This is a genomic window from Methylobacterium tardum, assembly GCF_023546765.1.
Classification (GTDB): Bacteria; Pseudomonadota; Alphaproteobacteria; order Rhizobiales; family Beijerinckiaceae; genus Methylobacterium; species Methylobacterium tardum.
In genome coordinates, this window is the sequence record NZ_CP097484.1 from 2,039,502 (window position 1) to 2,066,089 (window position 26,588).

19 protein-coding genes and 4 pseudogenes are annotated in these 26,588 nt (G+C 71.1%); 16 read left to right on the top strand and 7 right to left on the bottom strand.

What is annotated here, in order from left to right; all coding sequences use genetic code 11:
• Positions 1–43 precede the first annotated feature (43 nt).
• The 6 genes and pseudogenes from M6G65_RS09575 (at position 44) to M6G65_RS09600 (ending at position 8,792) form a co-directional block, all read left to right on the top strand.
• Positions 44–340, top strand: coding sequence for an FAD assembly factor SdhE (locus tag M6G65_RS09575; RefSeq protein ID WP_012318628.1), 297 nt, complete (start codon positions 44–46; stop codon positions 338–340).
• Between the two features lie 25 nt (positions 341–365).
• Entirely contained in the window at positions 366–596 is a 231-nt protein-coding gene (locus M6G65_RS09580) for a hypothetical protein (RefSeq protein WP_020093287.1), read from the top strand.
• Between the two features lie 437 nt (positions 597–1,033).
• A complete protein-coding gene (mfd, locus tag M6G65_RS09585) occupies positions 1,034–4,630 on the top strand; it encodes a transcription-repair coupling factor (RefSeq protein ID WP_238195678.1) in 3,597 nt (1,198 codons plus the stop codon).
• A gap of 144 nt (positions 4,631–4,774) precedes the next feature.
• Positions 4,775–6,100, top strand: a pseudogene (locus M6G65_RS09590) (AmpG family muropeptide MFS transporter).
• 189 nt (positions 6,101–6,289) lie between these two features.
• A complete protein-coding gene (locus M6G65_RS09595; RefSeq protein WP_238195676.1) occupies positions 6,290–7,633 on the top strand; it encodes a tlde1 domain-containing protein in 1,344 nt (447 codons plus the stop codon).
• Between the two features lie 109 nt (positions 7,634–7,742).
• Positions 7,743–8,792: an HpcH/HpaI aldolase/citrate lyase family protein gene (locus tag M6G65_RS09600; protein ID WP_238195675.1), complete on the top strand. Its 1,050-nt coding sequence runs from the start codon at positions 7,743–7,745 to the stop codon at positions 8,790–8,792.
• Positions 8,793–9,085: 293 nt separating this feature from the next.
• On the opposite strand, the pseudogene M6G65_RS09605 reads toward M6G65_RS09600, so the two are convergent.
• A pseudogene (locus tag M6G65_RS09605) lies at positions 9,086–10,066 on the bottom strand (GlxA family transcriptional regulator); the annotation flags it as partial.
• A 53-nt stretch (positions 10,067–10,119) separates the two neighbouring features.
• Between M6G65_RS09605 and M6G65_RS09610 the strand changes: the two are divergent.
• The 4 genes from M6G65_RS09610 (at position 10,120) to M6G65_RS09625 (ending at position 11,868) form a co-directional block, all read left to right on the top strand.
• Entirely contained in the window at positions 10,120–10,842 is a 723-nt protein-coding gene (locus M6G65_RS09610; RefSeq protein WP_238195673.1) for a DJ-1/PfpI family protein, read from the top strand.
• 10 nt (positions 10,843–10,852) lie between these two features.
• Positions 10,853–11,296: a nuclear transport factor 2 family protein gene (locus tag M6G65_RS09615; RefSeq protein ID WP_238195672.1), complete on the top strand. Its 444-nt coding sequence runs from the start codon at positions 10,853–10,855 to the stop codon at positions 11,294–11,296.
• A gap of 3 nt (positions 11,297–11,299) precedes the next feature.
• Positions 11,300–11,638, top strand: a complete 339-nt coding sequence (gene hspQ, locus M6G65_RS09620) for a heat shock protein HspQ (protein ID WP_238195671.1) — start codon at positions 11,300–11,302, stop codon at positions 11,636–11,638.
• 83 nt (positions 11,639–11,721) lie between these two features.
• Positions 11,722–11,868, top strand: a complete 147-nt coding sequence (locus tag M6G65_RS09625) for a hypothetical protein (protein WP_238195670.1) — start codon at positions 11,722–11,724, stop codon at positions 11,866–11,868.
• Positions 11,869–12,001: 133 nt separating this feature from the next.
• On the opposite strand, the gene M6G65_RS09630 is transcribed toward M6G65_RS09625, so the two are convergent.
• A complete protein-coding gene (locus M6G65_RS09630) occupies positions 12,002–12,784 on the bottom strand; it encodes an invasion associated locus B family protein (RefSeq protein ID WP_238195669.1) in 783 nt (260 codons plus the stop codon).
• 459 nt (positions 12,785–13,243) lie between these two features.
• On the opposite strand from M6G65_RS09630, the gene M6G65_RS09635 reads away from it, so the two are divergent.
• Both M6G65_RS09635 and M6G65_RS09640 read left to right on the top strand, forming a co-directional pair.
• On the top strand, positions 13,244–14,497 hold the full coding sequence (locus tag M6G65_RS09635; RefSeq protein ID WP_250103864.1) for a class I adenylate-forming enzyme family protein: 1,254 nt from the start codon (positions 13,244–13,246) through the stop codon (positions 14,495–14,497).
• Positions 14,498–14,658: 161 nt separating this feature from the next.
• Positions 14,659–15,003: a hypothetical protein gene (locus M6G65_RS09640; RefSeq protein ID WP_250103865.1), complete on the top strand. Its 345-nt coding sequence runs from the start codon at positions 14,659–14,661 to the stop codon at positions 15,001–15,003.
• A 120-nt stretch (positions 15,004–15,123) separates the two neighbouring features.
• Here M6G65_RS09640 and M6G65_RS09645 read toward each other — a convergent pair.
• Together M6G65_RS09645 and M6G65_RS09650 are read right to left on the bottom strand one after the other, a co-directional pair.
• Positions 15,124–16,337: pseudogene (locus M6G65_RS09645) on the bottom strand (UbiH/UbiF family hydroxylase).
• A 259-nt stretch (positions 16,338–16,596) separates the two neighbouring features.
• A pseudogene (locus M6G65_RS09650) lies at positions 16,597–17,480 on the bottom strand (alpha/beta fold hydrolase).
• 86 nt (positions 17,481–17,566) lie between these two features.
• Here M6G65_RS09650 and recG point away from each other — a divergent pair.
• Together recG and M6G65_RS09660 are read left to right on the top strand one after the other, a co-directional pair.
• Complete coding sequence (gene recG, locus M6G65_RS09655; protein ID WP_250103866.1) at positions 17,567–19,783, top strand: ATP-dependent DNA helicase RecG; 2,217 nt, start codon at positions 17,567–17,569, stop codon at positions 19,781–19,783.
• Between the two features lie 285 nt (positions 19,784–20,068).
• Positions 20,069–20,392 (top strand): hypothetical protein, encoded by a 324-nt coding sequence (locus M6G65_RS09660; protein WP_238195665.1) that lies wholly within the window; start codon positions 20,069–20,071, stop codon positions 20,390–20,392.
• A 193-nt stretch (positions 20,393–20,585) separates the two neighbouring features.
• Here M6G65_RS09660 and M6G65_RS09665 read toward each other — a convergent pair whose 3' ends face one another.
• The gene (locus tag M6G65_RS09665) at positions 20,586–21,380 is read right to left on the bottom strand and encodes a DUF502 domain-containing protein (protein ID WP_250103867.1); all 795 of its coding nucleotides are present in this window, start codon (positions 21,378–21,380) and stop codon (positions 20,586–20,588) included.
• A gap of 124 nt (positions 21,381–21,504) precedes the next feature.
• Positions 21,505–22,452, bottom strand: coding sequence for a sugar kinase (locus tag M6G65_RS09670; RefSeq protein ID WP_250103868.1), 948 nt, complete (start codon positions 22,450–22,452; stop codon positions 21,505–21,507).
• 706 nt (positions 22,453–23,158) lie between these two features.
• On the opposite strand from M6G65_RS09670, the gene M6G65_RS09675 reads away from it, so the two are divergent.
• Entirely contained in the window at positions 23,159–24,184 is a 1,026-nt protein-coding gene (locus tag M6G65_RS09675) for a PAS domain-containing protein (protein ID WP_238195662.1), read from the top strand.
• A 299-nt stretch (positions 24,185–24,483) separates the two neighbouring features.
• Here the strand turns inward: M6G65_RS09675 and M6G65_RS09680 are convergent, their stop codons facing one another.
• Positions 24,484–24,906 carry a Ros/MucR family transcriptional regulator gene (locus M6G65_RS09680; RefSeq protein ID WP_192709113.1) on the bottom strand — a complete coding sequence of 141 codons (423 nt, stop codon included), beginning with the start codon at positions 24,904–24,906 and terminating at the stop codon, positions 24,484–24,486.
• Between the two features lie 1,025 nt (positions 24,907–25,931).
• Between M6G65_RS09680 and M6G65_RS09685 the strand changes: the two genes are divergently transcribed.
• Positions 25,932–26,588, top strand: a complete 657-nt coding sequence (locus M6G65_RS09685) for an HdeD family acid-resistance protein (RefSeq protein ID WP_250103869.1) — start codon at positions 25,932–25,934, stop codon at positions 26,586–26,588.

Sequence of the window (26,588 nt, forward strand, 5' to 3'; positions counted from 1 at the left end):
CCTATCTAGGCCCTGCCCTTCTTCGAGCCGAGGTCCGACATCCATGTCCGGCACCACCCGCACGAGCGCCGACCTCGATCCGCGCCGCCGCCGCCTCCTCTACCGCGCCTGGCATCGGGGCATCCGCGAGATGGACCTGATCATGGGCCGCTTCGCCGATGCCGAGATCGGCGACCTGTCGGAGGCGGAGCTCGACCAGTTCGAGGCGCTGATCGAGGTTCCGGACCGGGACCTGTTCAAGTGGCTGACCGGCGAGGTCGAGACGCCGTCGAACTACGACACGTCGGTCTGGCAGCGCGTGCGGGCGTTCCACCGGCACGACGCGCCGATCCACTCCTGAGAGCGACCGGTCGAGAGAGCCCGCGATGGACGAACCGAAGCCCAACTACGACCACCCGGCCCGGTCGATCGCCACCGAGCTGGTGGTGCGCATCATGCTGGAGATGATGGAGCGCTCCGATCCGGCACTCCGCGCCGAGATCCTGCGGCAGGCGACGGCGCGCGCCGCCGCGATGACCGAGCACATGCCCAACGCGGACTTCTTCCGCGGCCGGGTCGAGGCGGCGCTGGCCGAGATCGTCGGGCCGGACGCCTGAGGGGCCCGGCCGGGGCTTCAACCGCATCCCATCGCAGCTTTCGGCTGTTGCAGCGCGCGTCGTCATCACGAGCGAAGCGAAGTGACCCAGGGCAGCGCGACGTCCGAAGATGTGGCGCTGCTGGATTGCTTCGCTGCGCTCGCAAAGACGGTGGTGGGCTCACCGTTCCGGCTGGCTATCGATCCGGATCCGGCGCAGTCCTCCACCTCTCACGAGAGGAGACCCGCGCTCTGTTCTGAGCCGTGCATGGAGCGCCGCCGATGATGGGGCGCTATCGCGAATCGCGGCCGAACAGCTGTTCCATGCCGCAGCAGAACCGCCATATAGGGTGTGTCCAGCCGTGACCGCGGGAACGCTTTATCGCGACAGCCCGATCGGCTAACGCCACCCGACCTTTGCCCCTGACGCGCCCGGCGGGCCTCCCCGCGAAAGACCCGATGGCCAAGCCTCAACCGAAGCCCTCTGCGCCAGCCCCCAAGCCGCAGGTCGCGCGCTTCGCGCTGCCGAAATCCTCGGCCCTAGCCCAGGCGATCGACGCCCTGAAGCGCGGCGACAGCCCGGTCCTGGCGAACGCCCCGGAGGGTTTCGACGCGCTGGCGCTCGCCGACCTCGCCCGCGCCCTGGCCCCCACCGTCGATGCGCCGGCCGTGCTGGTCCACGTGGCGCGCGATTCCGGGCGCTCGGCCTCGTTCCAGGCGGCCCTCGGCTTCGTCGCGCCCGAGATGGACGTGATGAGCCTGCCGGCCTGGGACTGCCAGCCCTACGACCGGGTCTCGCCGACCACCGCGGTCGCCGCCGCCCGGATGACGGCGCTGGCCCGCCTTGCCCGGACCCGCTCCGCCGAGGACAGGCCGCGCATCCTCTGCACCACCGTCAACGCCCTGGTGCAGCGCGTCCCGCCCCGCACCCACATCGCCAAGGAGGCGTTCTCGGCGGCGATCGGCAACGTCGTGTCCATGGACGACGTGGTGGCCTGGGTCGAGGCCAACGGCTTCCTGCGCACCGGGACGGTGCGCGACACCGGCGAGTACGCGGTCCGCGGCGGCATCCTCGACCTGTCGCCCCCCGGCCTGCCGGCGCCGATCCGCCTCGACTTCTTCGGCGACACGCTGGAATCGATCCGCGCCTTCGACCCGGAGACGCAGCGCACCACCGGTCAGCTCCGTTCGCTGGACCTGATGCCGATGAGCGAGGTCCAGCTCACCACCGAGACGATCCGGCGCTTCCGCCAGGGCTACATCCAGAGCTTCGGCGCCACGACCCGGGACGACCGGCTTTACGAGACCGTGAGCGAGGGGCGGCGCTATGCCGGCCTCGAGCACTGGATGCCGCTGTTCTACGACCACCTCGACACGCTGTTCGACTATCTCGGCGGCGTGCCGCTGGTCTTCGACCCGCAGGTGGAGGATGCCGCCGCGGAGCGGATCAGCCTCGTCCAGGATTATTACCAGGCCCGCGAGGGCGCGATGAAGACGCCGCAGGCCGGCGTCGCCCCCTACAAGCCGCTGCCGCCCCGCGCCCTGTACCTGACGCCGAACGAGCTCAAGGAGCGGATCGGCACCGCCACCGTGGCGCGGCTGACGCCCTTCGCGCAGCCCGAATCGTCCGAGCGCCTCGTGATCGATTGCGGCGCGAAATCCGGACGCAGCTTCGCGCCGGAGCGGGCCGACGAGAACACCAGCGTGTTCGACGCCGCGGTGGCGCATATCCGCGACCTCCAGGGATCCGGTCATCACGTGATCCTGGGCGCGTGGTCCGATGGGTCCCGCGATCGGCTCTGCGGCGTGCTCACCGATCACGGCCTGAAGAAGCCCGTGGCGATCACGCGGCTCACCGACGTCTACGCGCTGAAGCGCGGCACCGACGCGGCGGTTGCCGTCTGGGGCCTGGAGGCGGGCTTCACCGCGGGGGAGCTCGCCGTCGTCTCCGAGGGCGACATTCTGGGCGACCGGCTGGTCCGCCAGAAGCGTAAGGCCAAGCGGCCCCAGGACGTGATCCTGGAGGTGCAGGCGCTCCAGCCCGGCGACCTCGTGGTCCACGCCGACCACGGCATCGGCCGCTTCGTCGGCCTCAAGACGATCCACGCCGCGGGCGCCCCGCACGACTGCCTGGAGCTGCAATACACCGGCGGCCTGCTGCTGCTGCCGGTGGAGAATATCGAGCTCCTGACCCGCTACGGCTCGGAGGATTCCGAGGTCGCGCTGGACCGGCTCGGCGGCGGCGCCTGGCAGGCCCGCAAGGCCAAGATGAAGCGCCGCATCCTCGAGATGGCGGGCGAGCTGATCAAGGTTGCGGCCCAGCGCTTCGTCCGGAAGGCCCCTTCCCTCAAGGCACCCGAAGGCCTCTACGGGGAATTCGCTGCCCGCTTCCCGTTCGAGGAGACCGAGGATCAGGCCAACGCCATCGACGCGGTGCTGGACGACCTCAATGCCGGCCGGCCGATGGACCGGCTGGTCTGCGGCGATGTCGGCTTCGGCAAGACCGAGGTGGCGTTGCGCGCCGCCTTCGCGGCGGCGATCTCCGGCAAGCAGGTGGCGGTGATCGTCCCCACGACGCTGCTGGCCCGCCAGCACTACCGGACCTTCGCCGAGCGCTTCAAGGGTCTGCCGGTTCAGGTGGCGCAGCTCTCCCGCTTCGCCTCCGCGGCGGAGATGAAGCAGACCCGGGCGGGACTTATCGCCGGCACGGTCGACATCGTGGTCGGCACCCACGCGCTGCTCGCCAAGAACATCGCCTTCAAGGATCTCGGCCTGATCATCGTGGACGAGGAGCAGCATTTCGGCGTGGCCCACAAGGAGCGGCTGAAGGCGCTCCAGGCCGACGTCCACGTGCTGACGCTGTCGGCGACGCCGATCCCGCGCACGCTCCAGCTCGCCATGACGGGGGTGCGGGAACTGTCGATCATCGCCACACCGCCGGTGGACCGGCTGGTGGTGCGCACCTTCGTGACGCCGTTCGACCCGCTGACCATCCGGGAGGCGCTTCTGCGCGAGCGCTATCGCGGCGGCCAGTCCTTCTACGTGGTGCCGCGCATCGAGGATCTGGCCGAGGTCAAGAAATTCCTCGATGCCGAGATGCCCGAGATCAAGGTCGCGGTGGCCCACGGCCAGATGGCGGCGGGCCAGCTGGAGGACGTGATGACGGCCTTCTACGAGGGCAAGTTCGACGTCCTGCTCTCGACCACGATCGTGGAATCGGGCCTCGACATCCCCACCGCCAACACGCTGATCGTCCACCGGGCCGACATGTTCGGGCTGGCGCAGCTCTACCAGCTGCGCGGCCGCGTCGGGCGTTCGAAGGCGCGCGCCTACGCGCTGTTCACGACGCCGGCGAACCGCCAGCTCACCGCCCAGGCCGAGCAGCGCCTCAAGGTGCTCCAGAGCCTCGATACGCTGGGCGCGGGTTTCCAGCTCGCCTCCCACGACCTCGACATCCGCGGCGCCGGCAATCTCCTCGGTGATGCCCAGTCGGGCCACATCAAGGAGGTCGGCTACGAGCTCTACCAGCAGATGCTGGAGGACGCGGTGACGGCGCTGAAGGCCGGCATCGAGGACGTGCCCGAGGAGGCGTGGTCGCCAACTATCGCGCTGGGCGCGCCGGTGACGATCCCGGAGGATTACGTCGAGGATCTCGGGGTGCGGCTGGCGCTCTACCGGCGGCTCGCCACCATCCAGGACGATTCCGAGATGGAGAGCTTCGGCGCCGAGCTGATCGACCGGTTCGGGCCGCTGCCGCCGGAGGTGGAGCAGCTCCTCAAGATCGGCACGATCAAAATCCTCTGCCTCAAGGCCAACGTCGAGAAGGTCGAGGCCGGGCCGAAGGGCGTGGTGGTCCATTTCCGCGACCGCTCCTACGCCAACCCGCAGGGACTCGTGGCCTACGTCGCCGAGCAGGCCTCGTTCGCGAAGGTGCGGCCCGACATGAGCGTCGTGTTCGTGCGCGAGCTGACCACGGTCCCGGCGCGGCTCAAGACCGCCACCGAGGTGCTGCGCAGCCTCGTGAAGATCGCCGAGCGGGGGAAGAAGGCGGCGTGACGATCCTCCCACCCGCTAGCTCATCCTGAGGCCACCGCTGCGCTCCGGCACCTCAGGATGAGCTAGCGGGTGGGACAGTCGCGCGGTCGTTGCACGCGCGACGCATCTCTGCTCTCTCCTCCCCGAAGCCCAGGAGACGCGTGGATGGCAAACCCGGCGCAGGTCACCGGCGCGCCCGAGCCGGTGAAGGCCGCGACAGGCGCCTTCCTCACGCCCCTGTTCACCGACCGGCGGGTCGCCGCGGTGCTCGGGCTCGGCTTCGCCCAGGGCATCCCGTTCCTGCTCGTCTACGCGACGCAGTCGGCCGGCTCGTCCAGGCGAAGGTGCCGCTCGCCACGATCGGGCTGATGAGCGAGCTGACCATTGCGTACAAGCTCAAGTTCCTCTGGGCGCCGTTCCTCGACCGCCACGATGCGCCGCTGCTGGGCCGCTGGCTCGGGCGCCGGCGCGGCTGGATCGTCGCCACGCAGATCCTGGTGGCGCTGGCGCTCGCCGGCGTCGCCTTTGGCGACCCGGCCCAATGGCTCGCCTGGACGGTGGCGTTCTCGCTGGCGCTCGGCGTCGCGGGCGCCACCCAGGACGTGGTGATCGACGGCTGGCGCATCACCGCCGCGCCGCCCGAGCAGCAGGCGCTGATGTCGTCCTGGTCGGAGATCGGCTACCGGGTCGGCAATCTCGCGGCAGGGGCGGGCGCCCTCTACCTGTCCGATGCGTATGGCTGGCGCGCCGCCTACCTGTGCATGGCCGCGCTGATGGCCCCCGGCACCATCGCGGCGCTCCTCGCCCCCGAGCCCCCCGCCCCCGAGACGCCCGCCGCCGGCGGCTTCGTCGAGACCGTCTGGGCGCCGATCCGCGACCTCCTCGCCCGGCTCGGGCCGCTGGCCATCCCGGTGCTGGCACTGGTCGCGGGCTTCCGGATGCCCGGCTACGTCTCGAACGCCATGGCGATCCCGCTGTTCAAGACGCTGGGCTATTCCAACACCGACATCGCCACCGTGACTAAGCTGTTCGGCTTCTGGATCGCGCTGGGCGGGACGTTCCTGGCGAGCGCCATCATCCCGCGGATCGGCATGATGGCGAGCCTGCTGATCGGCACCGTCACGGCCTCGGCCTCGCACCGCCCTCGCCTACCTCGCCTGGCACGGCGGCCACGGCGGGGCGGCGTTCTGGACCTTCGCGCTGACCGTGGGGATCGACGGCTTCGCCTACGCCTTCGCGTCGATCGTGCTGATCACCTACATGTCCCGGCTCTCGGCCACCGCGCATGCGGCGAGCCAGTACGCGCTGCTGACCTCCCTCTGCGCCCTGCACGGCAGCCTGCTCGCCGGGTTCTCGGGCTTCGTGATCGAATGGACGGGCTTCGCGTGGTTCTTCGTCGGCACGTCGCTGATCGGCGTGCCGGTGGCCCTGCTCTGCCTGCTGGTCGCGCGCCGGCACGGGCCGATGGACGCGCCCGGATCAGCGACCTGAGGCTGTGTCCCAACTCGGGAACGCGCGCGGAAACTGTCTCTTTAGCGGGGATTAACCACGCTGCGGCTTAATGGGGCGGACGGTTGATGTCCTCCCCAGACGGGCGACCCAAGCCACGTGCGCGAGACAGGCTCTCGCGGGCGAACGGCGGCGGCTGCCCACGGGGAAGCGCGTACGCGAGTTTCCCGAATGGCCCAGGCTGCGTTGTCCCAAGCCGCGTTCCAGACCGCGTATCCGAGCGCGGAGCCCCTGCGTCGGGCGCCGCCGCGCATCACCTACGTCGAGACCGCCTACGATCCCGTCATCCGGACCCGGGCGCCCTATCCGAGCGCCATGCGGCGTGCCCGCCGCCGCGCCCGGCTGACCGCGCTCATCTCCCTGACGGCCATGACCCTGGCCGGCTGGGCCGTGCTCAGCCACCCGCAGGGGCCGGCACGGTACGACGAGCAGACTGCCGCTGCCACCGAGGCGGCGCCCGCGCTCTCGCCGGACGCTCCGGTCCGGCCGGTCGCCCGCAGCGCCGCGTCGAAGCCGAGCATCGCCTGGATGCTCGACCCGAGCCCGGCCCTGGGCTCCGGCACCGCGACCGCCTTCGGCAGCGAGGCTCCGCCCACCCCCGCCTTCCAGGTCGCCGTCGCCGAGCCGTCCCCGGCGGTCCGGGAGATCGCCCGGCAGGTCGCCAGGGCCGAGCAGATCAAGGTTGATCAGGCCCGGGCGGCCCAGATCCGGGTCGCGCAGGCTAAAGCTGCCGAGAAGGCCGCCGAGGCGCCGGTCCGGGTCGCCGCCGAGCCCACGCCTGCCGCTCTCGCGCCCGCCTCCGTCCTGGTCCCGCTGCCGGTGGCGCGTCCGGCCGAGCTGCGGCGCCAGCCCGCCGTTCCGCCCACCCGCGTCGCTGCTCGTGCCCTGCCCCGCACCCGCGACGTGTTTCGCGCCGCGATGGCCGAGGAGCCGTCCTTCTTCGAGAAGCTGTTCGGGGTCGGCGGCGCCGCGCCGTCTCAGGACAACCGTCAGGAGCCGCGCCAGGCGCTGGCCTATGCCAGCCCGGACGCCCTGCCGCGGGAAGCGCCGCGCACCCGGGTCAGCCCCGCCCCCGAATCCGTCGCCGGCACGGCCGTCTACGACATCAGCGCCCGCACGGTGACGCTGCCCTCCGGCGAGGTGCTGGAGGCGCATTCCGGCCTCGGCGAGGCCATGGACAACCCGCGCTTCGTCCACCTGCGCATGCGCGGCTCGACGCCGCCCGGAACCTACGATCTGACCGAGCGCGAGCGCCTGTTCCACGGGGTCCGGGCGATCCGCCTCAACCCGGTCGGCGGCAGCGCCGCGATCCACGGCCGCGACGGCCTGCTCGCCCACACCTACATGCTGCGCCAGCCGGGTGCCTCGAACGGCTGCGTCTCGTTCCGCGACTACAACCGCTTCCTGCAGGCGTTCCTGCGGGGCGAGGTCCGGCGCCTCGTGGTGGTGGCCGGCAGCACCGGCGACTTCTTCGGCCGGATCGGGATGAGCGAGCGCGGCGGCCGGCGGGGCTGAAGCCGGTCTGCGCCGAAAGTCCGAGATCACGTGTGCGCGGCGCGGCTTTACGCGCCCGCCCAAGCCTGCCTTAACGGGGCCAGACGCCAGCCCTGACAAGAGGCACCCGATGAAACTGCCCCGCCGCTTCTTCCAGCCCCTCGCCACCGGCGCGCCGGCCCCGTTCCGCGAGCTACCGGTGCGGCTGGAGCGGATGATCCACTTCGTGCCGCCCCACAACGACAAGGTCCGCGCCCGGGTGCCGGAGCTCGCCGGCACGGTCGACGTGGTGCTGGGCAACCTGGAGGACGCGGTCCCGGCCGACCAGAAGGAGGCCGCGCGCAAGGGCTTCGTGGCGATGGCGCAGGCCACCGACTTCGCCGCCACCGGCACCGGCCTCTGGACCCGGATCAACGCCCTCAACTCGCCCTGGATCTTGGACGACCTGTTCACGATCGTGGCCGAGGTCGGCAACAAGCTCGACGTCGTGATGGTGCCCAAGGTCGAGGGGCCCTGGGACATCCACTACATCGACCAGCTGCTCGCCCAGCTCGAGGCGCGCCACGGCGTCACGAAGCCGATCCTGGTCCACGCGATCCTGGAGACCGCCGAGGGCGTGGCCAATGTCGACGCCATCGCGTCGGCCTCGCCGCGGATGCACGGCATGAGCCTCGGGCCGGCGGATCTCGCGGCGTCCCGCGGCATGAAGACCACCCGGGTCGGCGGCGGCCATCCGGATTACCGGGTGCTCAGCGACCCCTCCGGCGATGCCCCCCGCGCCACGGCCCAGCAGGATCTCTGGCACTACACGATCGCCAGGATGGTCGATGCCTGCATGGCCAACGGCATCAAGGCGTTCTACGGCCCGTTCGGCGATTTCTCCGACGGCGACGCCTGCGAGGCGCAGTTCCGCAACGCCTTCCTGATGGGCTGCGCCGGCGCCTGGACGCTGCATCCGAGCCAGGTGGCGATCGCCAAGCGGGTCTTCGCGCCGGATCCGGCCGAAGTGGCCTTCGCGGCCCGGATCGTCGAGGCCATGCCGGACGGAACCGGCGCGGTGATGCTCGACGGCAAGATGCAGGACGACGCCACCTGGAAGCAGGCCAAGGTCATCGTGGATCTGGCGAAGCTCGTGGCCGCCAAGGACCCGGAGCTGGCGGCGGTCTACAAGCTGGGGTGAGCGGGCTCCCGGACTCGGGCGTCGTGTGCGGCGCCGCGGTAACTGGACGAAGCGCGGGTCCCCTCTCCCGTGCGGGAGAGGTGGCGCGTCGCGGGTCTGAACCGGCCTCCTCCCATCCACCCCCTCATCCTGAGGTGCCCGCGCGAGCGGGCCTGAAGGAGGGCTCCAGAAGCCACTTTGGTCCCTGGAGCTCTCCTTAGCGGCGGCTTCGCCGCACCTCTGGATGAGGGAATGGATGGGAAAAATCCCGGTGCGCGGCCCTCGAAACACCGCGCGACGGTCTGAGCCCCCTCACCCCCAAACCGCGCCCGGTAGTCCTGCGGCGTCGCCGCGACGTGCCGCAGGAAGCTGCGCCGCATCGTCTCCTCGGAGCCGAAGCCGCAGGTCTGGGCGATGCGCTTCACCGGCTGCGCCGTCTCGGCGAGCGCCCGCCGGGCCGCCTCGACCCGCAGGCGCTCCACGGCCTTGGCGGGGGTGAGGCCGGTCGCCTCCAGATAGTGCCGGCTCAGGCTGCGCTCGCTCATCCCGGCCGCCCCGGCCAGCGCCGGCAGCGACAGGTCGCCGGACAGATTGTCGGCGATGAAGGCGTGGAGCCGCCCGAACCGCTCCTCTCCGGCCTGCAGGGCGAGCGTCGCGCTGAACTGCGCCTGCCCGCCGGGACGCTTCAGGAACATCACGAGGTGGCGCGCCACCGCCAGGGCGACGGCGCGGCCGAGATCCTCCTCGACCAGGGCGAGGGTGAGATCGATGCCCGCCGTGACCCCCGCCGAGGACCAGACCGGGCCGTCGCGCACGAAGATCGGGTCGGGCTCGATCCGGGCCTGCGGGTAGCGTGCGGCCAGCGCGCCGCAATGCTTCCAGTGGGTCACGGCCCGCCGCCCGTCGAGGAGCCCCGCCGCTCCGAGCAGGAACGCACCGGTGCAGACCGAGGCGACCCGGCGGGCTTGGCCCGCCCGCGCCCGCACCCAGGCCGAAAGCGCCGGATCGGCGCAGGCCGCCAGGACGCCCGGCCCGCCCGCGATCACCAGCGTGTCGACCGGCGCGTCGCGGTCCGGCAGCGGGTCGGCCACCAGCCGCAGGCCCGCCGAGGCGGTGAGCGCCACGTCGCCGGCCGCGATCACCCGCGGCGCGTAGGGCAGGCCGACGCCGCCCTGCTCGTTGGCGGTGGCGAAGACCTGGAGCGGGCCGGCCACGTCGAGGAGCTGCACCGCCGGGAAGGCCAGCACCTCCACGGGCCGCGGCGCATCTGGCGAGAAACGAGGGATCTTTGGCATCTCGGCCAGATCCTGGCGCGGTAAGGTGCCCCTGTCCACCACGGAGGCTCCGCATGATCCCGCCCGACACCCACCTGCAGATCGGCTCGCTCCTGTTCGACGGGCTTGACCAGATCGACCTCACCGGCCCGTTCGAGGTCCTGTCGCGGGTGCCCAACAGCACCTACCGGGTCTACGCACCGCGCCTCGAACCCGTCCGCGACGTCCGCGGCCTCCGGATCCTGCCGGACGCCACCCTGGCGGAGGCGCCGCGGCTCGACGTGCTGCACGTCCCGGGCGGCCAGGGCCAGGAGGCGCTGATGCGTGACGCCGCCGTGCTCGGCTGGATCCGCGACCAGGCGGCGGGCGCCGGCCACGTCCTCTCGGTCTGCACCGGCGCGCTGGTCCTCGGCGCGGCCGGCCTCCTGGTCGGGCGACGGGCCACGACCTTCTGGAACGCCTTTCACCTGCTCCCCTTGTTCGGGGCCAAGCCGGTGGACGAACGGGTCGTGATCGACCGCGACGCGGACGGCCGCACCTGGGTGTTCGCGGCCGGCGTCACGGCCGGGATCGACGGCGCGCTGCGGCTCGCCGCCGAACTGCGCGGCGACGAGGCCGCCCAGGCGATCCAGCTCGGCATGCAGTACGCCCCCGAGCCGCCGTTCGACAGCGGCACACCCCGCACGGCTCCGCCGGCCATCGTGGCGCGGGCGCGCTCGGCCGCCGCCGACATCACCGCCCGGCGCGAGGCCACCGCCCGGGCGATCGCCGCCGAACTCGGCATCCACACCCTCTAGGAGATCTCCGATGAATCTCACCCACGTCCATGTCTTCGCGGCCGCCCTGCAGGCCAAGGACCGGGACGCCATGCTGGCGCAGATGGCCGAGGCAGTGGTGCTCAACACGCCGCTGGCCGCCGAGCCCGTGCGCGGGAAGGCGGCGATCCGGCCGGTGGTCGACGCGCTTCTGGAGGTGGTCGACGCCTTCGAGATCCGCGAGATCCTGGAGGGACCCGGGCATGCCGCCGCGTTCTTCGGGGCTGCGGCCGGTCCGAACCGGCTCGACGGCATGGATTACTGGCGCCTCGACGCGGCCGGCCGCATCGTCGAGATGACCGTCCTGTGGCGGCCGCTGCCGGAGGCGATCGCCGTCCGCGATCGTCTGGTCCGCATTGCGGAAACGCAGGCATCCGCCGGCGGCCGGGTGACACAATCCGTCTTCGGACCTATCTGTCCGATCTGGACGGGTTGAACCATGACGGACGTAACACTGAGAACCGCGAAATTCGCGATCGGCGCCGTGGTGCGCCACCGGATCTACCCGTTCCGGGGCGTCGTGTTCGACGTCGATCCGGTGTTCGACAACACCGAGGAATGGTGGCTCTCGATCCCCGAGGAGGTCCGGCCGCGCAAGGACCAGCCGTTCTACCATCTCCTCGCCGAGAACGCCGAGACCGAGTACGTCGCCTACGTGTCGGAGCAGAACCTCCTGCCCGACACCTCGGGCGAGGCCCTGCGCCATGCCGGCATCGCCGAGATGTTCGAGCGCGACGCCGCCGGCGCCTACCGGATGCGCGACCGCGCCACGAACTGAGCGGGACGGGGTCGTCAAGATCCTGACAAGACTGCCGCGATAGCCTCCCGCGATGGCCGGTGCCGTCGCTTGAGCCCGCCGCCATGATCCGACTCGCCGCCGCGGCGCTGCTGACCGCCGGCCTCTTCTGCGCCCCGGCCCGCGCCAGCGACAGTGCCGCCGGGCTCGATGCTGGCGGGCTGGTGCTCCGGCGCGAGCCCGGGATCGCGCTGGCTCTTGCCGAATCGTGAACGCCGGCGCCGCGCGATCGGGCACGGCTTCCAGGCCGGATCTCGAAAACACGAAGGGCCAGACCTTGCGGCCTGGCCCTCGGCGAGCCCGCCGCGCAGGCGGCGGGCCGATACCGAACGGTTGCGGGACCGCTTACTTGGCGGCCGGGGCCGCGGCGCCGGCGGCCGGAGCCGCGCCGGCAGCGCCACCCTGCTGCTCGAGCTTCTTGCGCATGTCCTCGGAGCGCTTCTCCAGCTCGGCCTGGAGCTTCTTCTGCTGCTCCTCGAGGACCTTCGGGTCGATGGCCGGGCCGTCAAAGGCCTTGCCGAAGCCGGCGAGCGGCACCGCGAAGGTGACCTCGCGCTGGGTCTGGTTCTGGACCGAGACGTTGAGGGTCGTGCCCTTCTTCATCGCGGCGATCACGCCGGCATCGACGCCGCCGGCCTCGGCGAAGCAGCCGTTCGGGAAGCAGACCGCGAAGCGGCCGGCCGTCGGGCTCTGGTTGTCGACGTTGAACCGGATCCCCGGCTGCAGCAGCAGGCCGAGCGGCAGCAGGTAGCGCACCACGCGCACCTCCTGCTTCTGGGCGGCGTTCTTCATCTCGTAGACGGCCACCGCCAGGACGGGCTGGCCCTGGTCGGACACGAAGTCGCGGGTGGTGTAGCAGATGTCGGTGCCTGAGCCCTGGTCCTTGCCGCAGACCTTCGTCCAGTCGGCCTGGCTCGGCTCGGACTTCACGGTCACGATCTGCGGGCCGGTCTGCGCGGCCGGCGTGTTGGCCGCCGGGGTGCCGCCCGGAGCGGCCGGCGCGGGCGCGGTCGGCGCCGGGGCCGCGGGCTTCTTCGGCTGCGCCAGCGCCGGAGCGGCTGCGAGGCCGAGGCCCGCGAGGCCGAGGAGGGCGGCGCGCGCGAGCGTCGCGGTGCGGGTGAAGGACATCGGCTCTGACCCCTTGGAAGAGACGTGGTGTGGCTTGCTGGATGCGAAGCCGGCCTGGCGGCAGGTCCGCCGGACCGCCCGGTCGCGCGCCGGTGTGGCGTGCCTCCCGGAGCTCCGGATGAATCGGTCCGGCCATCGGACGGGACGGGCGCACGGATGCGCGCATCTCCCACCCCGGCGACCGGGCGGCCTGCCTTTCCCCTCGAATGAGGCGAAGGCATGACACCGCGGCCGGCGGGCGCGTCATCGCCCAGCGGGCCGCGGCTGGCCCCCGATAGGCCCGCGCCTGCCCGGCCGCAAGCGCGGCGTTGCACGAGCGCGTGATCGGCCCGGCCCGGCGGTCCGGCCCATCCCGGCGACGGGCAGGGCGCGAAGCCGGCTTCCGGTAATCTTAGCGGTCGGTTAACCGTAACCGGCCGACCATGCCGTCGGGTCTGCAGAAGCGGTGGGGGCGGCGGGTTGAGCGCGTTCGCGGTGGCGGAGAGGGCGGCCGATGCCGCACCGGACGCGTCCGCGCGGTCCGGTGGCCTGTCCGGCTGCCTGTTCGCGGGGGCGCTCGCCGGCCCGCAGCGCACGGTCCTGCGTGATTCGGGCGACCGCGTCGCCTGGTGCGCGCGCCCGGCGATCACCTGGACCTACGCGGCCGCCGCCGAGATCGTCGGCCGGCTCGCCCGCGGGATCGGTGCGTGGCGGCTCCCGGCCGGCAGCCGAATCGGCTTGTGGTTCTCCGGGGGCGCCGAATCAGCGTTGGCCCACCTCGCCGTCGAGGCGTCCGGACACCTGCCCTGCGCGATGCCCGCCGTCTGGGATGCCGAGCAGCTCTCCGGGGGAATCGAGGCGGCCGGCCTAGTCGCGGTGCTGACGGAGGGCCGGCGCGGGGAGCGGCGGCCGGCCGAGGACCTCGCCAAAGCGGCCATGCGCCATTTCGGCCTGCGCTACCTCGCGGCGTTCGGGCCGGGGGTGCCGGACGGCGTGATCAGCCTCGACGCGATGGCGCTGGAGCGCGGGATCATCGAACCGGCCGCGAGCCTGGGTCTCGTGACCTTCGCGGACGGCGATCCGACCCGGCCCGTCTACCGCACGGCCGCCGCGCTCGCCGCGGCGGTCGAGGCGCATCTCGACGCGCTCCCCGTCGGCGCGGATGAGCGGATCCTGACGCTCCTGCCAGCCCACGACCTGCGCGGCCTCGTCACCGGTCTCGGCGCGGCCCTGGCGGCCGGGGCCGGACTGGAAACCGTGCTGCCCTTCGGCGAGACGGGATTCCGCAGCGCCCTGCTGCGGCCGGTGCCGACCCGGCTCGTCGTCCCGGCCCTGATCGAGCCGGCGCTCGCTGCCCTGCCCCTGCCCTGGACCGTGCGCGCCCTCCACGTGGTGCATCGGGCGCCGACGCCGCTGACCCCGCGGCCCGCGTCCGGAACCACGGGCCCGCAGAGGCTGGATTCCCTGGTCTTCGGCGAGGACGCGGTGCTGACGCGCCCGGGCCTGCGCGACCTGGCCGCGACCCTGGCCTATCCGGAGCGGGCGCCCCTGCCCCGCACCCTGCTGGACCTCGCCCGCGGGGCCGACGGGAGCCTGTCCTATCGCGGACCGGCCTGCGCGGTGGCGCCCCTGCCCCGCGGCGAGATCCCCGACACCGACACGCAGGCGTGGCACGGGGCGGGCTATCGCCCCGTCCTGTCCGGCGGGACGGCGCTCGGCGTCGAGCGCGCCTGAAAGGCGGACGATCGGCGGTTCATCCGGCGCTCAGGCGCCACAGATAATCTCGCAGCTGCACACGGACCGACGGATCCGATCCGCCTGTTCGTGGGTTCTGCATCGGATTGTCGTGACGGCTATCTTTCCAAGCCGTCCGGGATGGAGTACCGCTCAAGCTTATGGGTGCGCTGCAACAAGTGCTCGTGGTCGGCGACGGCGTTCGCGCCGTGGACCGGTCCCTTTCGGGCGAGCTGGCCAGCCTCGGCTACGCGAGCGTCACCGCCTCCATGGAGGCGGCGGACGACGTTCTCGCCGTGATCGCCCGCCCGGCCGCCGTCCTGCTCCAGGCCCCGACCCGCCGCGATCCCGGCTATGCTCGGCGCGCCGCCCGCCTGCGCGGCCATCTGCGCGACCGCGGCATTCCGGTCATCCTCATCGGCGATTCGGGCGAAGCCCGGGCCGGCGGTCCGGTCGATCTCGCGACCCGCCTCGGCGCCTACGTGGCCGCGCAGCCGGATCTCTGAAGACCCCGTCGCACCTGTGGCCCCCTTCCGGGCCGGTGCGGCATCTCTCAGGGCGCAGGGCGCGCTGCGAAGCGCACCGCTGCACCCTCACCATCGAATTGCGCAATCCGCTTCCGCCCGCTAGCGCGCCGAGCGCATCAGTTGCGGCGCCCCGAGCCGCGGCAGGACGCCCTCCCGCATCACGAGCCGACGCAGAGGGCCGAGCTGCGCCATCGCCAGCAGGCCGACGCCGCGGAGCGCGTCCACCGGCAGCAGGTCGGTGAGCAGGCTCCTGTTGAGCAGATCCACCCCGGCGGTACGCGCGGCTGTGTCGACCCGGCGCGCCCGGGCATAGGCGTCGAGCGCTGGACGGCTCCCCGGGTCGCGCCCGTCCCGGGCGGTGCCGAGCACCACGTCCCGCAGGGTGGCGGCATCGCGCAGGCCGAGATTCAGCCCCTGCGCGCCGATCGGCGGGAAGACGTGGGCGGCCTCGCCGATCAGCGCCAGCCGCTGCGCCACCGGGCGCGCCACCGCGAGCCCGCGCATCGGCACGAGGCCGCGCGGGCCGTCGACCCGCATGGCGCCGAGCATCGCCCGGGCCTGCCGCTCCACCGCTTGGCCCAGGGCCGCGTCGTCGAGGGCGGCCAGCCGGCGGGCGGCGCCCTCGCCGGTCACCCAGACCAGGCTGGAGCGGTGCCCGCCCGGCAGCGGCACCAGGGTGAAGGGGCCGGAGCGCGTGTGGAACTCGGTGGAGACGTCCCGGTGCGGGCGATCATGCGCCAGGATCGTCGTGATGGCGCTCTGCGGATAGGTCCAGTCGCGGACGGGCAGGCCGCTGGCCACCCGGAGCGGCGAGCGCGCGCCGTCCGCGCCCACCACCAGCCGCGCCTCGACCGCGCCGCCCCCCGCCAGGGCGATCCGCGCGGCCGCCTCTCCGGGCGTGGCGCCGGCGGCATCCGCCTCGATCAGGGTGAGATTGTCCTGGGCCCGGGCGCGGGCGCGCAGGCTCTCGACCAGCGCGCGCTCTCGACGTTCCAGCCGAAGGCGTCCAGGCCGATCTCGGCGGCCTGGAACCGCACCGGCGGCGGCCGGAACAGGCTGCCGGTATCGTCGACGATCTGCAGGGTGCAGAGCGGGCTCGCGTGCGGCGCCACCGCCTCCCAGGCGCCGAGGGCCTCCAGGAACCGCACCGACCCGTCGAGCAGCGCCACGGTGCGCCCGTCCGCCACGGGGGCGTGGCGGCCGACCAGGGCCGTCGGGATGCCCTCCCGGGCGATCGCCAGCGCGGCGGCGAGGCCCGCGGCCCCGGCGCCGACCACGGCGACGTCGAAGATCGTGTTGGCGTCCTCCGGCATGATCTCCTGCACGATTGAGGCGTCCCCTTCGAAAGAATCTGGCGCGGGGCTCTCCGTCGTCATCACGCGCGCAGCGAAGTGACCCAGGGTAGCGCGACCTTTCAGATCGTGGCGCTTCCTGGATTGTTTCCCTCCGCTCGCGAGGACGGCGGCGCCGAAGCGACCGAAGCCGCTGTGGCGAGCCCGGCGCGCTGCCGTATCTGCGGCTTTTGCCAAGAGTGCCAAGTCCGGCGGCCGGGCGCCACGGCGCCGCAGCCGGTCAGCCCAGGAACGCCGCCAACTCCGAAAAGACCGCGTCCGGGCGCTCCTCCTGGAGCGTATGGCCGCAATCGAGCGCCCGGCCGGACACGTCGGTGGCCTTCTCGCGCCACGTCTCCAAGACGTCGTAGGTCTGGCCCACCGTGCCCTTCGCGCCCCAGAGCGCCAGCAGCGGCGCCCTGACGCGCGCCTCCGAATCGGCGGCGTCGTGCTCCAGGTCGATTCCGGCCGCAGCCCGGTAATCCTCGCAGATCGCGTGGCGGCAGGCGGGGTCGGCATAGCAGCGCAGGTACTCGGCGAACAGCTCCGGTGGGGTCGAGCCGGGGGTCTTCGACTGGCCCTCGACGTGGTGGCGCAGGAAGTACTCCGGATCGGCCCCGATCAGCGTCTCCGGCAGGGGATGAGGCTGGATGAAGAAGAACCACCAGAAATAGCGGGTGGCGAAGGCCTTGTCGGTGCGCGCGTACATGGTCGCGGTCGGCGCGATGTCGAACAGGGCGATCCGCTCCACGGCCCGGGGATGGTCGAGGGCGAGGCGGTGGGCGACGCGCCCGCCCCGGTCGTGGCCGACCACGGCGAATCGGTCGTGGCCGAGCGCCCGCATCACCGCGACCGCGTCGGCCGCCATGGCGCGCTTGGCGTAGTTGGCATGGCGCTCGCCCCCGGAGGTTTCGACGAATCGCCGTAGCCGCGCAGGTCCATGGCCACGACGCTGCGGTGCTCCGCGAGGCGTGGCGCCACGTGGAGCCACGTCGACAGGGTCTGCGGATGGCCGTGCAGCAGCAGGACCGGCGGCCCGGAGCCGGCCGAGCGGGCGTTGATCGTCACGCCCGGTTCGGTCTCGATCCGGTGCCGCGCGAAGCCCGGCAGGAAGTCGCTGGCCATGGGTGTCGGTCTCCCTCGCGCCGCACTGGCGCGGCAGGATGCACCGGATAATAAGGCGCCTCCGGCACCATGTCCGCCGAACCGCCATGACAGATGCACGCGCGACTCAGGACCCGGCCTTGAAGGATTCCGAAGCCGCCGAGGCACCGGAGGAGGAGGCTGGCCGTGCGGCCGCCGCACCGGCCCTGCGCCCGAGCATCCTCGATCCGCTCTTCGCGCCGGCCCGCGCCCTGCCGGGGATCGGCCCGAAGATGGCGCCGCTCATCGAGAAGCTACTCGGCACCCCCGAGCGCGAGGCCCGGGTGGTGGACCTGCTGTTCCACCTCCCCCAGGGCGGCGTGGCGCGCAAGCTGATGGGCTCGATCAGCGAGGCGCCGACCGGCGAGCCGGTGACGATCGGCGTCACCGTGGTGGCGCACCGCCCGGCCCAGATCGGATCGGGCAAGCGCCCGCACCGGGTGCTGGTGGAGGATGCCTCCGGCGACATCTCGCTGGTGTTCTTCGGCATGCCCCGCGCCCGCGTGGAGAAGATGCTGCCGCTCGGGGCCCACCGCTACATCACCGGCCGGATCGACCTCTGGGACGGCACCCGCCAGATGGTCCACCCGTCCCGGATCGTGGACGAGGCGGGCTTGGCCGAGCTGCCCGCCGTCGAGCCGGTCTACGGCGCCACCGAGGGGCTGACCTCCCGGGCGATCAACAAGCTCGCGGTCGCGGCCCTCGACCGCCTGCCGGTTCTTCCGGAATGGCAGGACCCGGCCTGGCTGGAGCGGAACCGGCTGCCGGCCTTCGCGGACGCGCTGCGCCTTGAGCACCGCCCGGAGGAGGCGCCCCCGAAGGCCGAGGATCCGCTCCAGCCGCCGCCCGCGACGCCGTCCCGGAAGCGGCTGGCCTATGACGAGCTCCTCGCCTCGCAGCTGGCGCTGGCCCTCCTGCGCGCCCGCCAGCGGCGCAAGGCCGGCCGGGTCAATGCCGGCGACGGGGCCCTGAGCGCCCGCATCGAGAGCGCCCTCCCCTTCGCGCTGACCGGCGCCCAGGCCCGGGCGGTGGCGGAGATCCGCGCCGACCTCGCGGCGCCGCGCCGGATGCTGCGCCTGCTCCAGGGCGACGTCGGCTCGGGCAAGACCGCGGTGGCCTTGCTCGCCATGGCCTCGGCGGTCGAGGCCGGGCGTCAGGCGGCGCTGATGGCGCCGACCGAGATCCTGGCCCGCCAGCATTTCGAGCGGCTCCAGCCGCTGGCCGGGACGCTGCGCCTGCGCCTGATGACCGGCCGCGACCGGGCCGCGGAGCGCAAGAGCACGCTCGCCGCCCTCGCCGCCGGCGAGATCGACATCCTGGTCGGCACCCACGCCCTGTTCCAGGAGGCGGTGACGTTTCGCGACCTCGGCCTGGCGGTGGTCGACGAGCAGCACCGGTTCGGCGTGCACCAGCGCCTGGCGCTCGGCGCCAAGGGCGAGGCGGTCGACTTCCTGGTGATGACCGCGACGCCGATTCCCCGCACCCTGGCACTGACCTTCTTCGGCGACATGGACGTCTCGATCCTCGACGAGAAGCCGGCCGGCCGGCAGCCGATCCGCACGATCACGCTGCCGACCGAGCGGATCGGCGAGGTGGTGGCCGGCCTCGCCCGGGCGATCGCCGGGGGCGAGCGGGTCTACTGGATCTGCCCGCTGGTGGAGGAATCGGAGTTCATCGACCTCGCCGCCGCCGCGGAGCGCTTCGGCGACCTGAAACAGCATTTCGGCGACGCTGTCGGGCTGATCCACGGCAAGATGCCGGGCCCCGAGAAGGATGCCGCCATGGCCCGGTTCGCCGCCGGCGAGACCAAGCTCCTGGTCTCGACTACGGTCGCCGAGGTCGGGGTCGACGTGCCCGAGGCGACCATCATGGTGATCGAGCACGCCGAACGGTTCGGGCTGGCGCAGCTGCACCAGCTCCGCGGCCGGGTCGGCCGCGGCTCCAAGGCCTCGTCCTGCCTGCTGCTTTACCGGGGCCCCCTCGGGCAGGTCTCGCGGGCGCGGCTCGAGATGATGCGCGAGAGCGAGGACGGCTTCCGCATCGCCGAGGCCGACCTGAAGCTGCGCGGCGAGGGCGAGGTGCTCGGCACCCGCCAATCGGGCCTCGCGGCCTTCCGGCTGGCGCGGCTGGAGAGCGACGGTGCCCTGCTGGAGGCGGCCCGGGACGACGCGCGCATGATCGTCGAGCGTGATCCCGGCCTCAGGAGCCCTCGCGGGCAGGCGCTGCGGGTGCTCCTCTACCTGTTCGAGCGCGAGGCCGCGATCCGGCTGATCGGGGCCGGATGAACGGTGTCGTTCAGGAAAGTCCGGCGTTCATGAACGGCCAGCCCCCGGCATCGGAGCCAATCGCCGGATCGGTCGTCCGATGCGGCAGTGTCACAGACGCTCGACAAAGGGCAATGATTTCAGGAACTTGACGGAACAAGGCGGAAGCTTGGCGGCGGCCGGATGGCGGCGCGGCGGGCTGCGGACAGGCCTCGTGACCTTGCATCAGCCACAATCTTCCCTTAACTGGAGATGAACGAATGGCCCGGTAAGCCGGGACATCACGGACGAATCTGGAGGACGGACATGTCGAACGGACTGTTCCAAAACCTGCCGGGCTCCCACGAGATGGCCGGTGTTCAAGCCCTGCCGAACGAGCCCTGGCTGTTGCCGATCTCGGATCGCACCGCCGCGGCGGTGGGCAAGTCTGCGGACGAATTGCAGGCTGCCGTACGGCAGGCCGCCCGCCCCTTCTGGCTGTTCGCCAACGGTCTCTGCGTCGCGCTGGGCCTCGCCCTGGCCCTGCAATGCGCCACTGGCTGGACGCCGGCCGCGCCCCGCAGCGCCGTGACGGTGGCGCAGGCGACCCCGCCGACTCTCGCGCCGCAGACGGCTTCGCTTCAGCGCTGAGCCGCTCCTGACGATCTGGAGTTCAGGGCCGTCCCATGCGGGGCGGCCTTTTCGTAGCCGAGGCCGAGACGGGCGCCCCGTCCATGCCGGCGGCGCCCTATCCGGGATGTTCCGCTGGGCTGGGTCGCTTCGCGGCGCCCGCGATGACGGGCGCGGCGATTCGATCACCAACGAGACGATCCGGGTTCGGCCCTCACGCGTCCTGGGGCTCCCGCTGCGGCGCCGGGCCGCCCGCCTGATGGGCCGCCCGCAGGGAGGCCGCCATGGCGTTGAGGCGCCCTTGCGGATCCTCCGGCTGGATCACCCCCGCCGACATCACCAGCTTGGCCGCGTCGCCGACGCTGATGTGGAGCTCCACCACCTCGGCGCGCGGCAGGTAGAAGAAGAAGCCCGTGGTCGGGTTGGGCGCGCAGGGCAGGAACACGCCGACGAGTTCGTCCGCCGCGGCGCCCCGCTCCCGCAGGGCGCCCTCGACCTCGGGCGCCGCCGGGGCCGACAGGAACACCACCGACCACGTGCCCTTCACGGGGAACTCCACCAGCCCCACGGTCCGGAAGGACGTGCCGTTGGCCGAGAACAGCGTCTCGAAGATCTGGCGCAGGCCCTTGTAGAGGCCCGAGATCACCGGGGTCCGGGCCAGCAGCACCTCACCGAACTCGATCACCGACCGGCCGACGAGGTTGGCCGTGAGGAAGCCGAGCAGCGTCACCGCGAGGAACGCGATGACGAGTCCGAGGCCGGGGATCGAGAACGGCAGGTAATGGTCCGGCAGGTAGCTCGCCGGCACCAGCGGCTTCACGAACGAATCGATCAGCGCGATGAACCACCACGTGATGTAGGCGGTGATGGCCAGCGGCCCGGCCACGATGATGCCGGTGAGGAAGTAGGTCCGCAGCCTCCCCCGCGCGCTGACCCGCGTCTTCGGGGAGGTGCCGGGCGCTGAGGCGTCGGGCTCGGGAACCTGAATCGGCGGGGGACTCGGCGCCACGGGTGCCCTCTCGGCCGCGCCAGGTGCGGCGATCCTGCTGCGGAGGGCCATCCCCCCGGACGGCAGAGGTAGCGGTTGCGCTGGCCCGCCTCAAGGGCATGGGCCGCCCCGGACCCGGCGGCCCTCAGGCCTCCGGAGCGGGCCGCCGAAAAGCGGGAGGCAGGGCGAGGGCTGGCATCGCCTCCCGGGGAATCACGGCGCCGCGGTGTCCGATCACCGCCCCGGCAAGGCGATGTGCCTCGGCGGCGGCCGCCTCTGGGGCCAGCCCGGCGATGCGCGCGGCGAGGTAGCCCGCCGCGAAGCTGTCGCCCGCGGCCGTCGTGTCGGCGACCCGGGCCGCTGGCACGGCCGGCACGGAGACGTCGCCCGCCCCGTGCAGCACCCGAGCGGTCGGTGCGGATCCGCTCGACGCCTTGAGCACGATCTCGGCGCGTCCGCGGTGGCGCAGCACCTCGTCCTCGCCCGTCTCGCCGAACAGCCAGTCCAGATCCTCCGCCGAGGCGAAGATCAGGTCGGCCAGCGCCAGGGCCGTGCGGAAGGCCGCCCAGGCCTCGTCCCGGTCGGGCCAGCCGCGGGGACGGTAGTTGGTATCGAAGGCCACCTGCCCGCCCCGCGCCCGCAGGTCCGCCAGGGTCTGGAACAGGGCCGCGCGCCCGGTCTCGCCGTAGAGCGACAGGCTGATCCCGGAGAAGTGGACGAGATCGTAGGTCTCGAGGGCGGCCCGTGTCTCGGCGGCGCCCGGCCCGGTGAACAGGTCCCGGGCCGCCGCGCGCTCGCGCCAGTAATGGAAGCTGCGCTCACCGTCGGCATCCGTGCGGATGATGTAGAGGCCCGGCATCCGGCCCGGCATCCGTCGGACCTGATTGAGGCCGATCCTCTCGCGGCCCCAGGCCGCCGCCATCTCGTCGCTCCAGATGTCGTCACCCAGGGCCGTCACGTAGTCGACCGCGACGCCCAGGCGCGCGAGGTAGAGGGCGGTGTTCAGGGTGTCGCCGCCGAAGCCGCGGACGAGACTCCCGTCCGGACGCTCCGACAGCTCGACCATGCACTCGCCGATGCAGGCAACCTTCATACGGCTCCTCCCGACAGGCCGACGCTTTTCCGCACCGTGCGGCCCGGCCTGTCAATCGCGCGCCGGACGCTCGCGGCCTGATCGGGCCCCGTCGCATGGGCCGCGGCGACCTGTCCGGCGTCGGAGGCTGCCGCCAGCCGAAGATGAGCCCATTATTCAAATCCGGAATACGTCTGTTCGACGTGAAGTATTGTGCGCGATATCTATATTGATTTGTGACCTATCGCACTAAATATCGGTGATAATTTATTCATCGCAGTCAATTTCCGGCATCATATCCTATGATAATTCTGCATACATCGTATGATGCCGCGTGTGAGCTTCGAATTATGCACAGAATCGGCCAGGATTTAATTATGAATTAGCCCTGATCTGGCAGGGAACATTGTGCGGATCGCGACTGATATCCCTGTGGGTCTCTCGTTCGGCAGCGGCGTGGTCGCGTACAGGTGAATGAAGCACAGAGATGAACATTTTCAGGTTGAAGTTCTGGGCTGAAATCAATGACGAGCTTTCGCTGGAATGACAGTGACAATCATCATAAGGCATCTCCCTGTTGCGGAGAAATTGAAGCTGTGAAATGCCGCACGACGTCGATTTTAACCGAGGGCCTAGGCCTCATCAGAATACACACGCAAGATAATTCCAACTGCAGGCCGATCTAGGCCGGGAAGCATGATCAACGGTACGATTCAGGTAGCCGATTATGTTCCATTCTGCCTTAAGCGCTCTGACATTCTCGTCAGGAGAATTCCTCACGATCACCGAAAGTCGCGGTGTCAGCGGCGCGTGGAGCTGGGTTTTCGCAGGCGGCGAGCAGCTCTGGTCGCCCGGCTTCTACCGCCTGCTCGGCCTTGTCCCGAATGCTGCGAAGGCGAGCTACGAACTCTTGCTCACCCTGATCCACCCGGAAGACCGGCACCTGCTGCCCTCCATCGCCGATGTCCGGCAGGGCCATGTCCCGCGGGAGACGATCGCCCGGGTGATTCGACCCAACGGCACGATGCGCACCCTCTCGCTGACGATGGAGATGCGCTTCTCGGCCGAAGGGCGGCCCGTGGCGGTCAACGGCACGGCGCTCGACGTGAGTGACCGCGAGCAGCTGGCCCATCTGCGGCATGAGGAGCGGCGACGGCGGGGAGCGCTCTACCTCACCGAGCACATCACCACCTTCTCGGTGGGCCTCGACCTCGTCCGGGAAATGCCCTTCGAAGTCTCGCAGGTCCACGGACTTCCGCTCGAGGAGATCTGCGCCGATCCCTATCTCATGATCGTTCCCGAGGAGCGGAAGGCGTTCCAGGTTCTCGCCGGCGAGCAGATCGCGCGGCGCAGCTTCTTCCAGAGCACGGCGCATGAGCGCCTCGCCAATGGCGAGCTCTGGCATTTCCGGATCCTCACCATGCCGGTCTGGGACCCGGACGGGACGTATCTCGGCCGGTGCGGCCTCAAATATCCTGCCGGCGCCAGCTCGCGCGTGCCGGCGGTCCTGCGCGAGGGTCTCGAGCAATCGGTGACCGGCCATCACCTGCGCGCTGCGCGGGCGCTGCTCGACTGGTCGATGATGGACCTGGCTCAGGCGAGCGGCCTCTCGCACTCCACGGTCCGGCGCCTGGAGGAAGGCAGCGAGCACCGGGGAAGCCGCTCCCGGCTCCACGCCGTCGAGGCGCTGCGCCGCGCCGGGATTCGATTTGTCGCCATGGATGATGGAACCTTGGCGGTCGCCAAGGCCTGAACGCGGCTGCCGGACGATTGGGGTCTTCGAGTGTGGCGGAGGTGCGGATGCGCCCGGCATCCCGCCGGGGCCTGAAGCGGGCCGCGGGCCTGTGCCCTCCCGGTCACACGACCCGCTCCGCCCTGCGCAGCGCCTGTCGGGCTCGGCCCCCAACCGATCCCGATGGACGAACCCTCCTGTGCGCAGCCTGCTGAGCCGGACGCTCATCCTGCAGGGCGCGCTCCGGAGCGTCCGGGCGCGGCGCTCTGCCGGCAGCCCGGTCGGGCCGTCGGCGGACAGCGAAGCGGATCGTGTGTTCGTCAGGCCGCCTTGTGGCCGAGCTGGATGGCCTTGGCGATCTGCGAACGCTTGGCGGCGTAACCGGGGGCGACCATCGGATAATCGGCCGGCAGCCCGTACTTCGCCCGGTAGCGCTCCGGGGTGAGCCCGTGCGCGGTGAGGTGGCGCTTCAGGGTCTTGTACGACCGGCCGTCGATGAAGCTGATCAGGCCGTCATGCTGGATCGAGGCCTCGATCTGCGCGGCGGTCGGTCCGGTCCAGCCGGCGCCCGACCCGCCGCCCTGCAGAACCGAGATCGCCGTATGAACCTGATCGATCAGTCCCGACAGATCGCCAACACCCACCGCGTTCCGCGACACGTAGGCGGCGACCAGGGATGTCGTGCACTTGATCAGATCCGTGTTCGGATCGGCGGATTTTTCATGCAAATTGATAGTGTCCATAAACCCCCCACAACAGAGAAGCGAAGCAGATCGAGGAGATCGGCGATGAACCGGAAATGCGACCGGTTTTTATCGCTTCGATCTCTGTCTGAGTGCTTCGGATCTGCCAACATTGGCACCTAACAATACAAAACTCAGGCAATTTGTCTAGTGTTTATCTTAGGATAAGCTTTGAACACAATGTGTTCTTGCTTGGCAACGTGAGGTTTATCGACTTCGTCGCCGCAGCAAATATTGCGCACCTTCCGAGATCGATCCGCATCATGGCGGCGATGATTGCGGACAGAGCGGCCATGACAGGCTGAAGGACCGCGAATCGGCCCTGGAAATCCGAACCGGCGGCCGAAATCGGCGCCTCGGCAGGCGGTTGCCGCGTCCTGTAGGTGTGCGGGGCCACGCGGCCTGCGCTCCAAGCAATCTCGTTTCGTCTGGACTCCGTGTGGCACTCAAGGATCAATCGATCCATCTAGTCTGATCATGGTGTTCGCAATTCAGAGTGGTTACATCCTCTAACGAGGGAGAAACTCATCGTTAATCGGAATGTACCGAAGCAATATGCGCAACCAGCGTGCTGGATCGCTTTGATAATTTCCTATTACGAATACAGGCGCGTCACGCCGGCCGTGGCGCAACCGCCGGATCGCCTGCGCTGGCGGATGCGGAAGACCCAAGCGCCGGACGGCGCCGAATCCGTTCCGGCCACACAGGCACGGTGATCCGACGCGTTATCGGCTTTCGTTAAGGTTATCCGAGCGCTGCCGGCATTCGCTGGCCGGCGCTCCGGGCCTCGATTAACAAAGTCATCAGGCAAGTCAGGGATCTTGCACCCGGAGCGCTCCGCAGAGCGTCCGCGCACCCGAGGTTCTCTCCTGTCGGACGGGAGCGGCGAACCTTGCGGGGACGCTGTCCCATACGCGCTTTCGAGGGCGACCGCTCATGTCCGGCCTGTGTTCGACCCCCTCCCGCGCGCCCTGGCGTCGGTGGCCGCATCCGGGCCGAGCCGCGCGGATGCGGATGGCGGGCGGATGGCGCCCCTCTGGATGCTGCTCGTGGGCCGCGCGGCCGTGCGGCGGCACTGGTACCTCATCCTGGCGACCGGCCTGCTGTGGTCGCTGCTGGGCATCCTCGTCGTCATCGACTCCCTCGACGGCGCCCTCCATGTCCCGGACCGGTGGTTCGGCCTGATCCTGCTCGCTGAGGGCGTCAGTTCGCTGGCCGTCGGCGTCTCCGCCCTGGGGGCGGCCCGCCGGCTGCGCCTGTTCAAGGGGGTGTTGCTGTCGATCATGGCCGTCCTGATCATGATGGCGACGCGGCACAGCACCTTCCTGCTCGCCATGATCTTCGGCATCGCCTTCACAGTTGACGGCGTGGTCCGGATCACGATCGCGAGCCTGCTGAAGTTCACGGGCTGGCGGATCTCGGTGGCGCTGGGCGCCCTCAGCGTCGCCTTCGGCCTGTTCCACCTCCAGCCATGGCCGACATGGTACGCCGGCACGGTCGGCTACTGCATCGGGATGTTCCTGATCCTGAACGGCGCCAACCTCGCGCTGGTCGGCCTGCGCACGCGGCGTCTGGGCGCCGAGGAGGCCGGACCGCCCGCCCCCGCCGCCGAGCCCGGCAGCCTGACGGTCTATGTCTGGACTCCGACCGGACAGGCGACGACCCCGCCGGCCAGCGGCTGA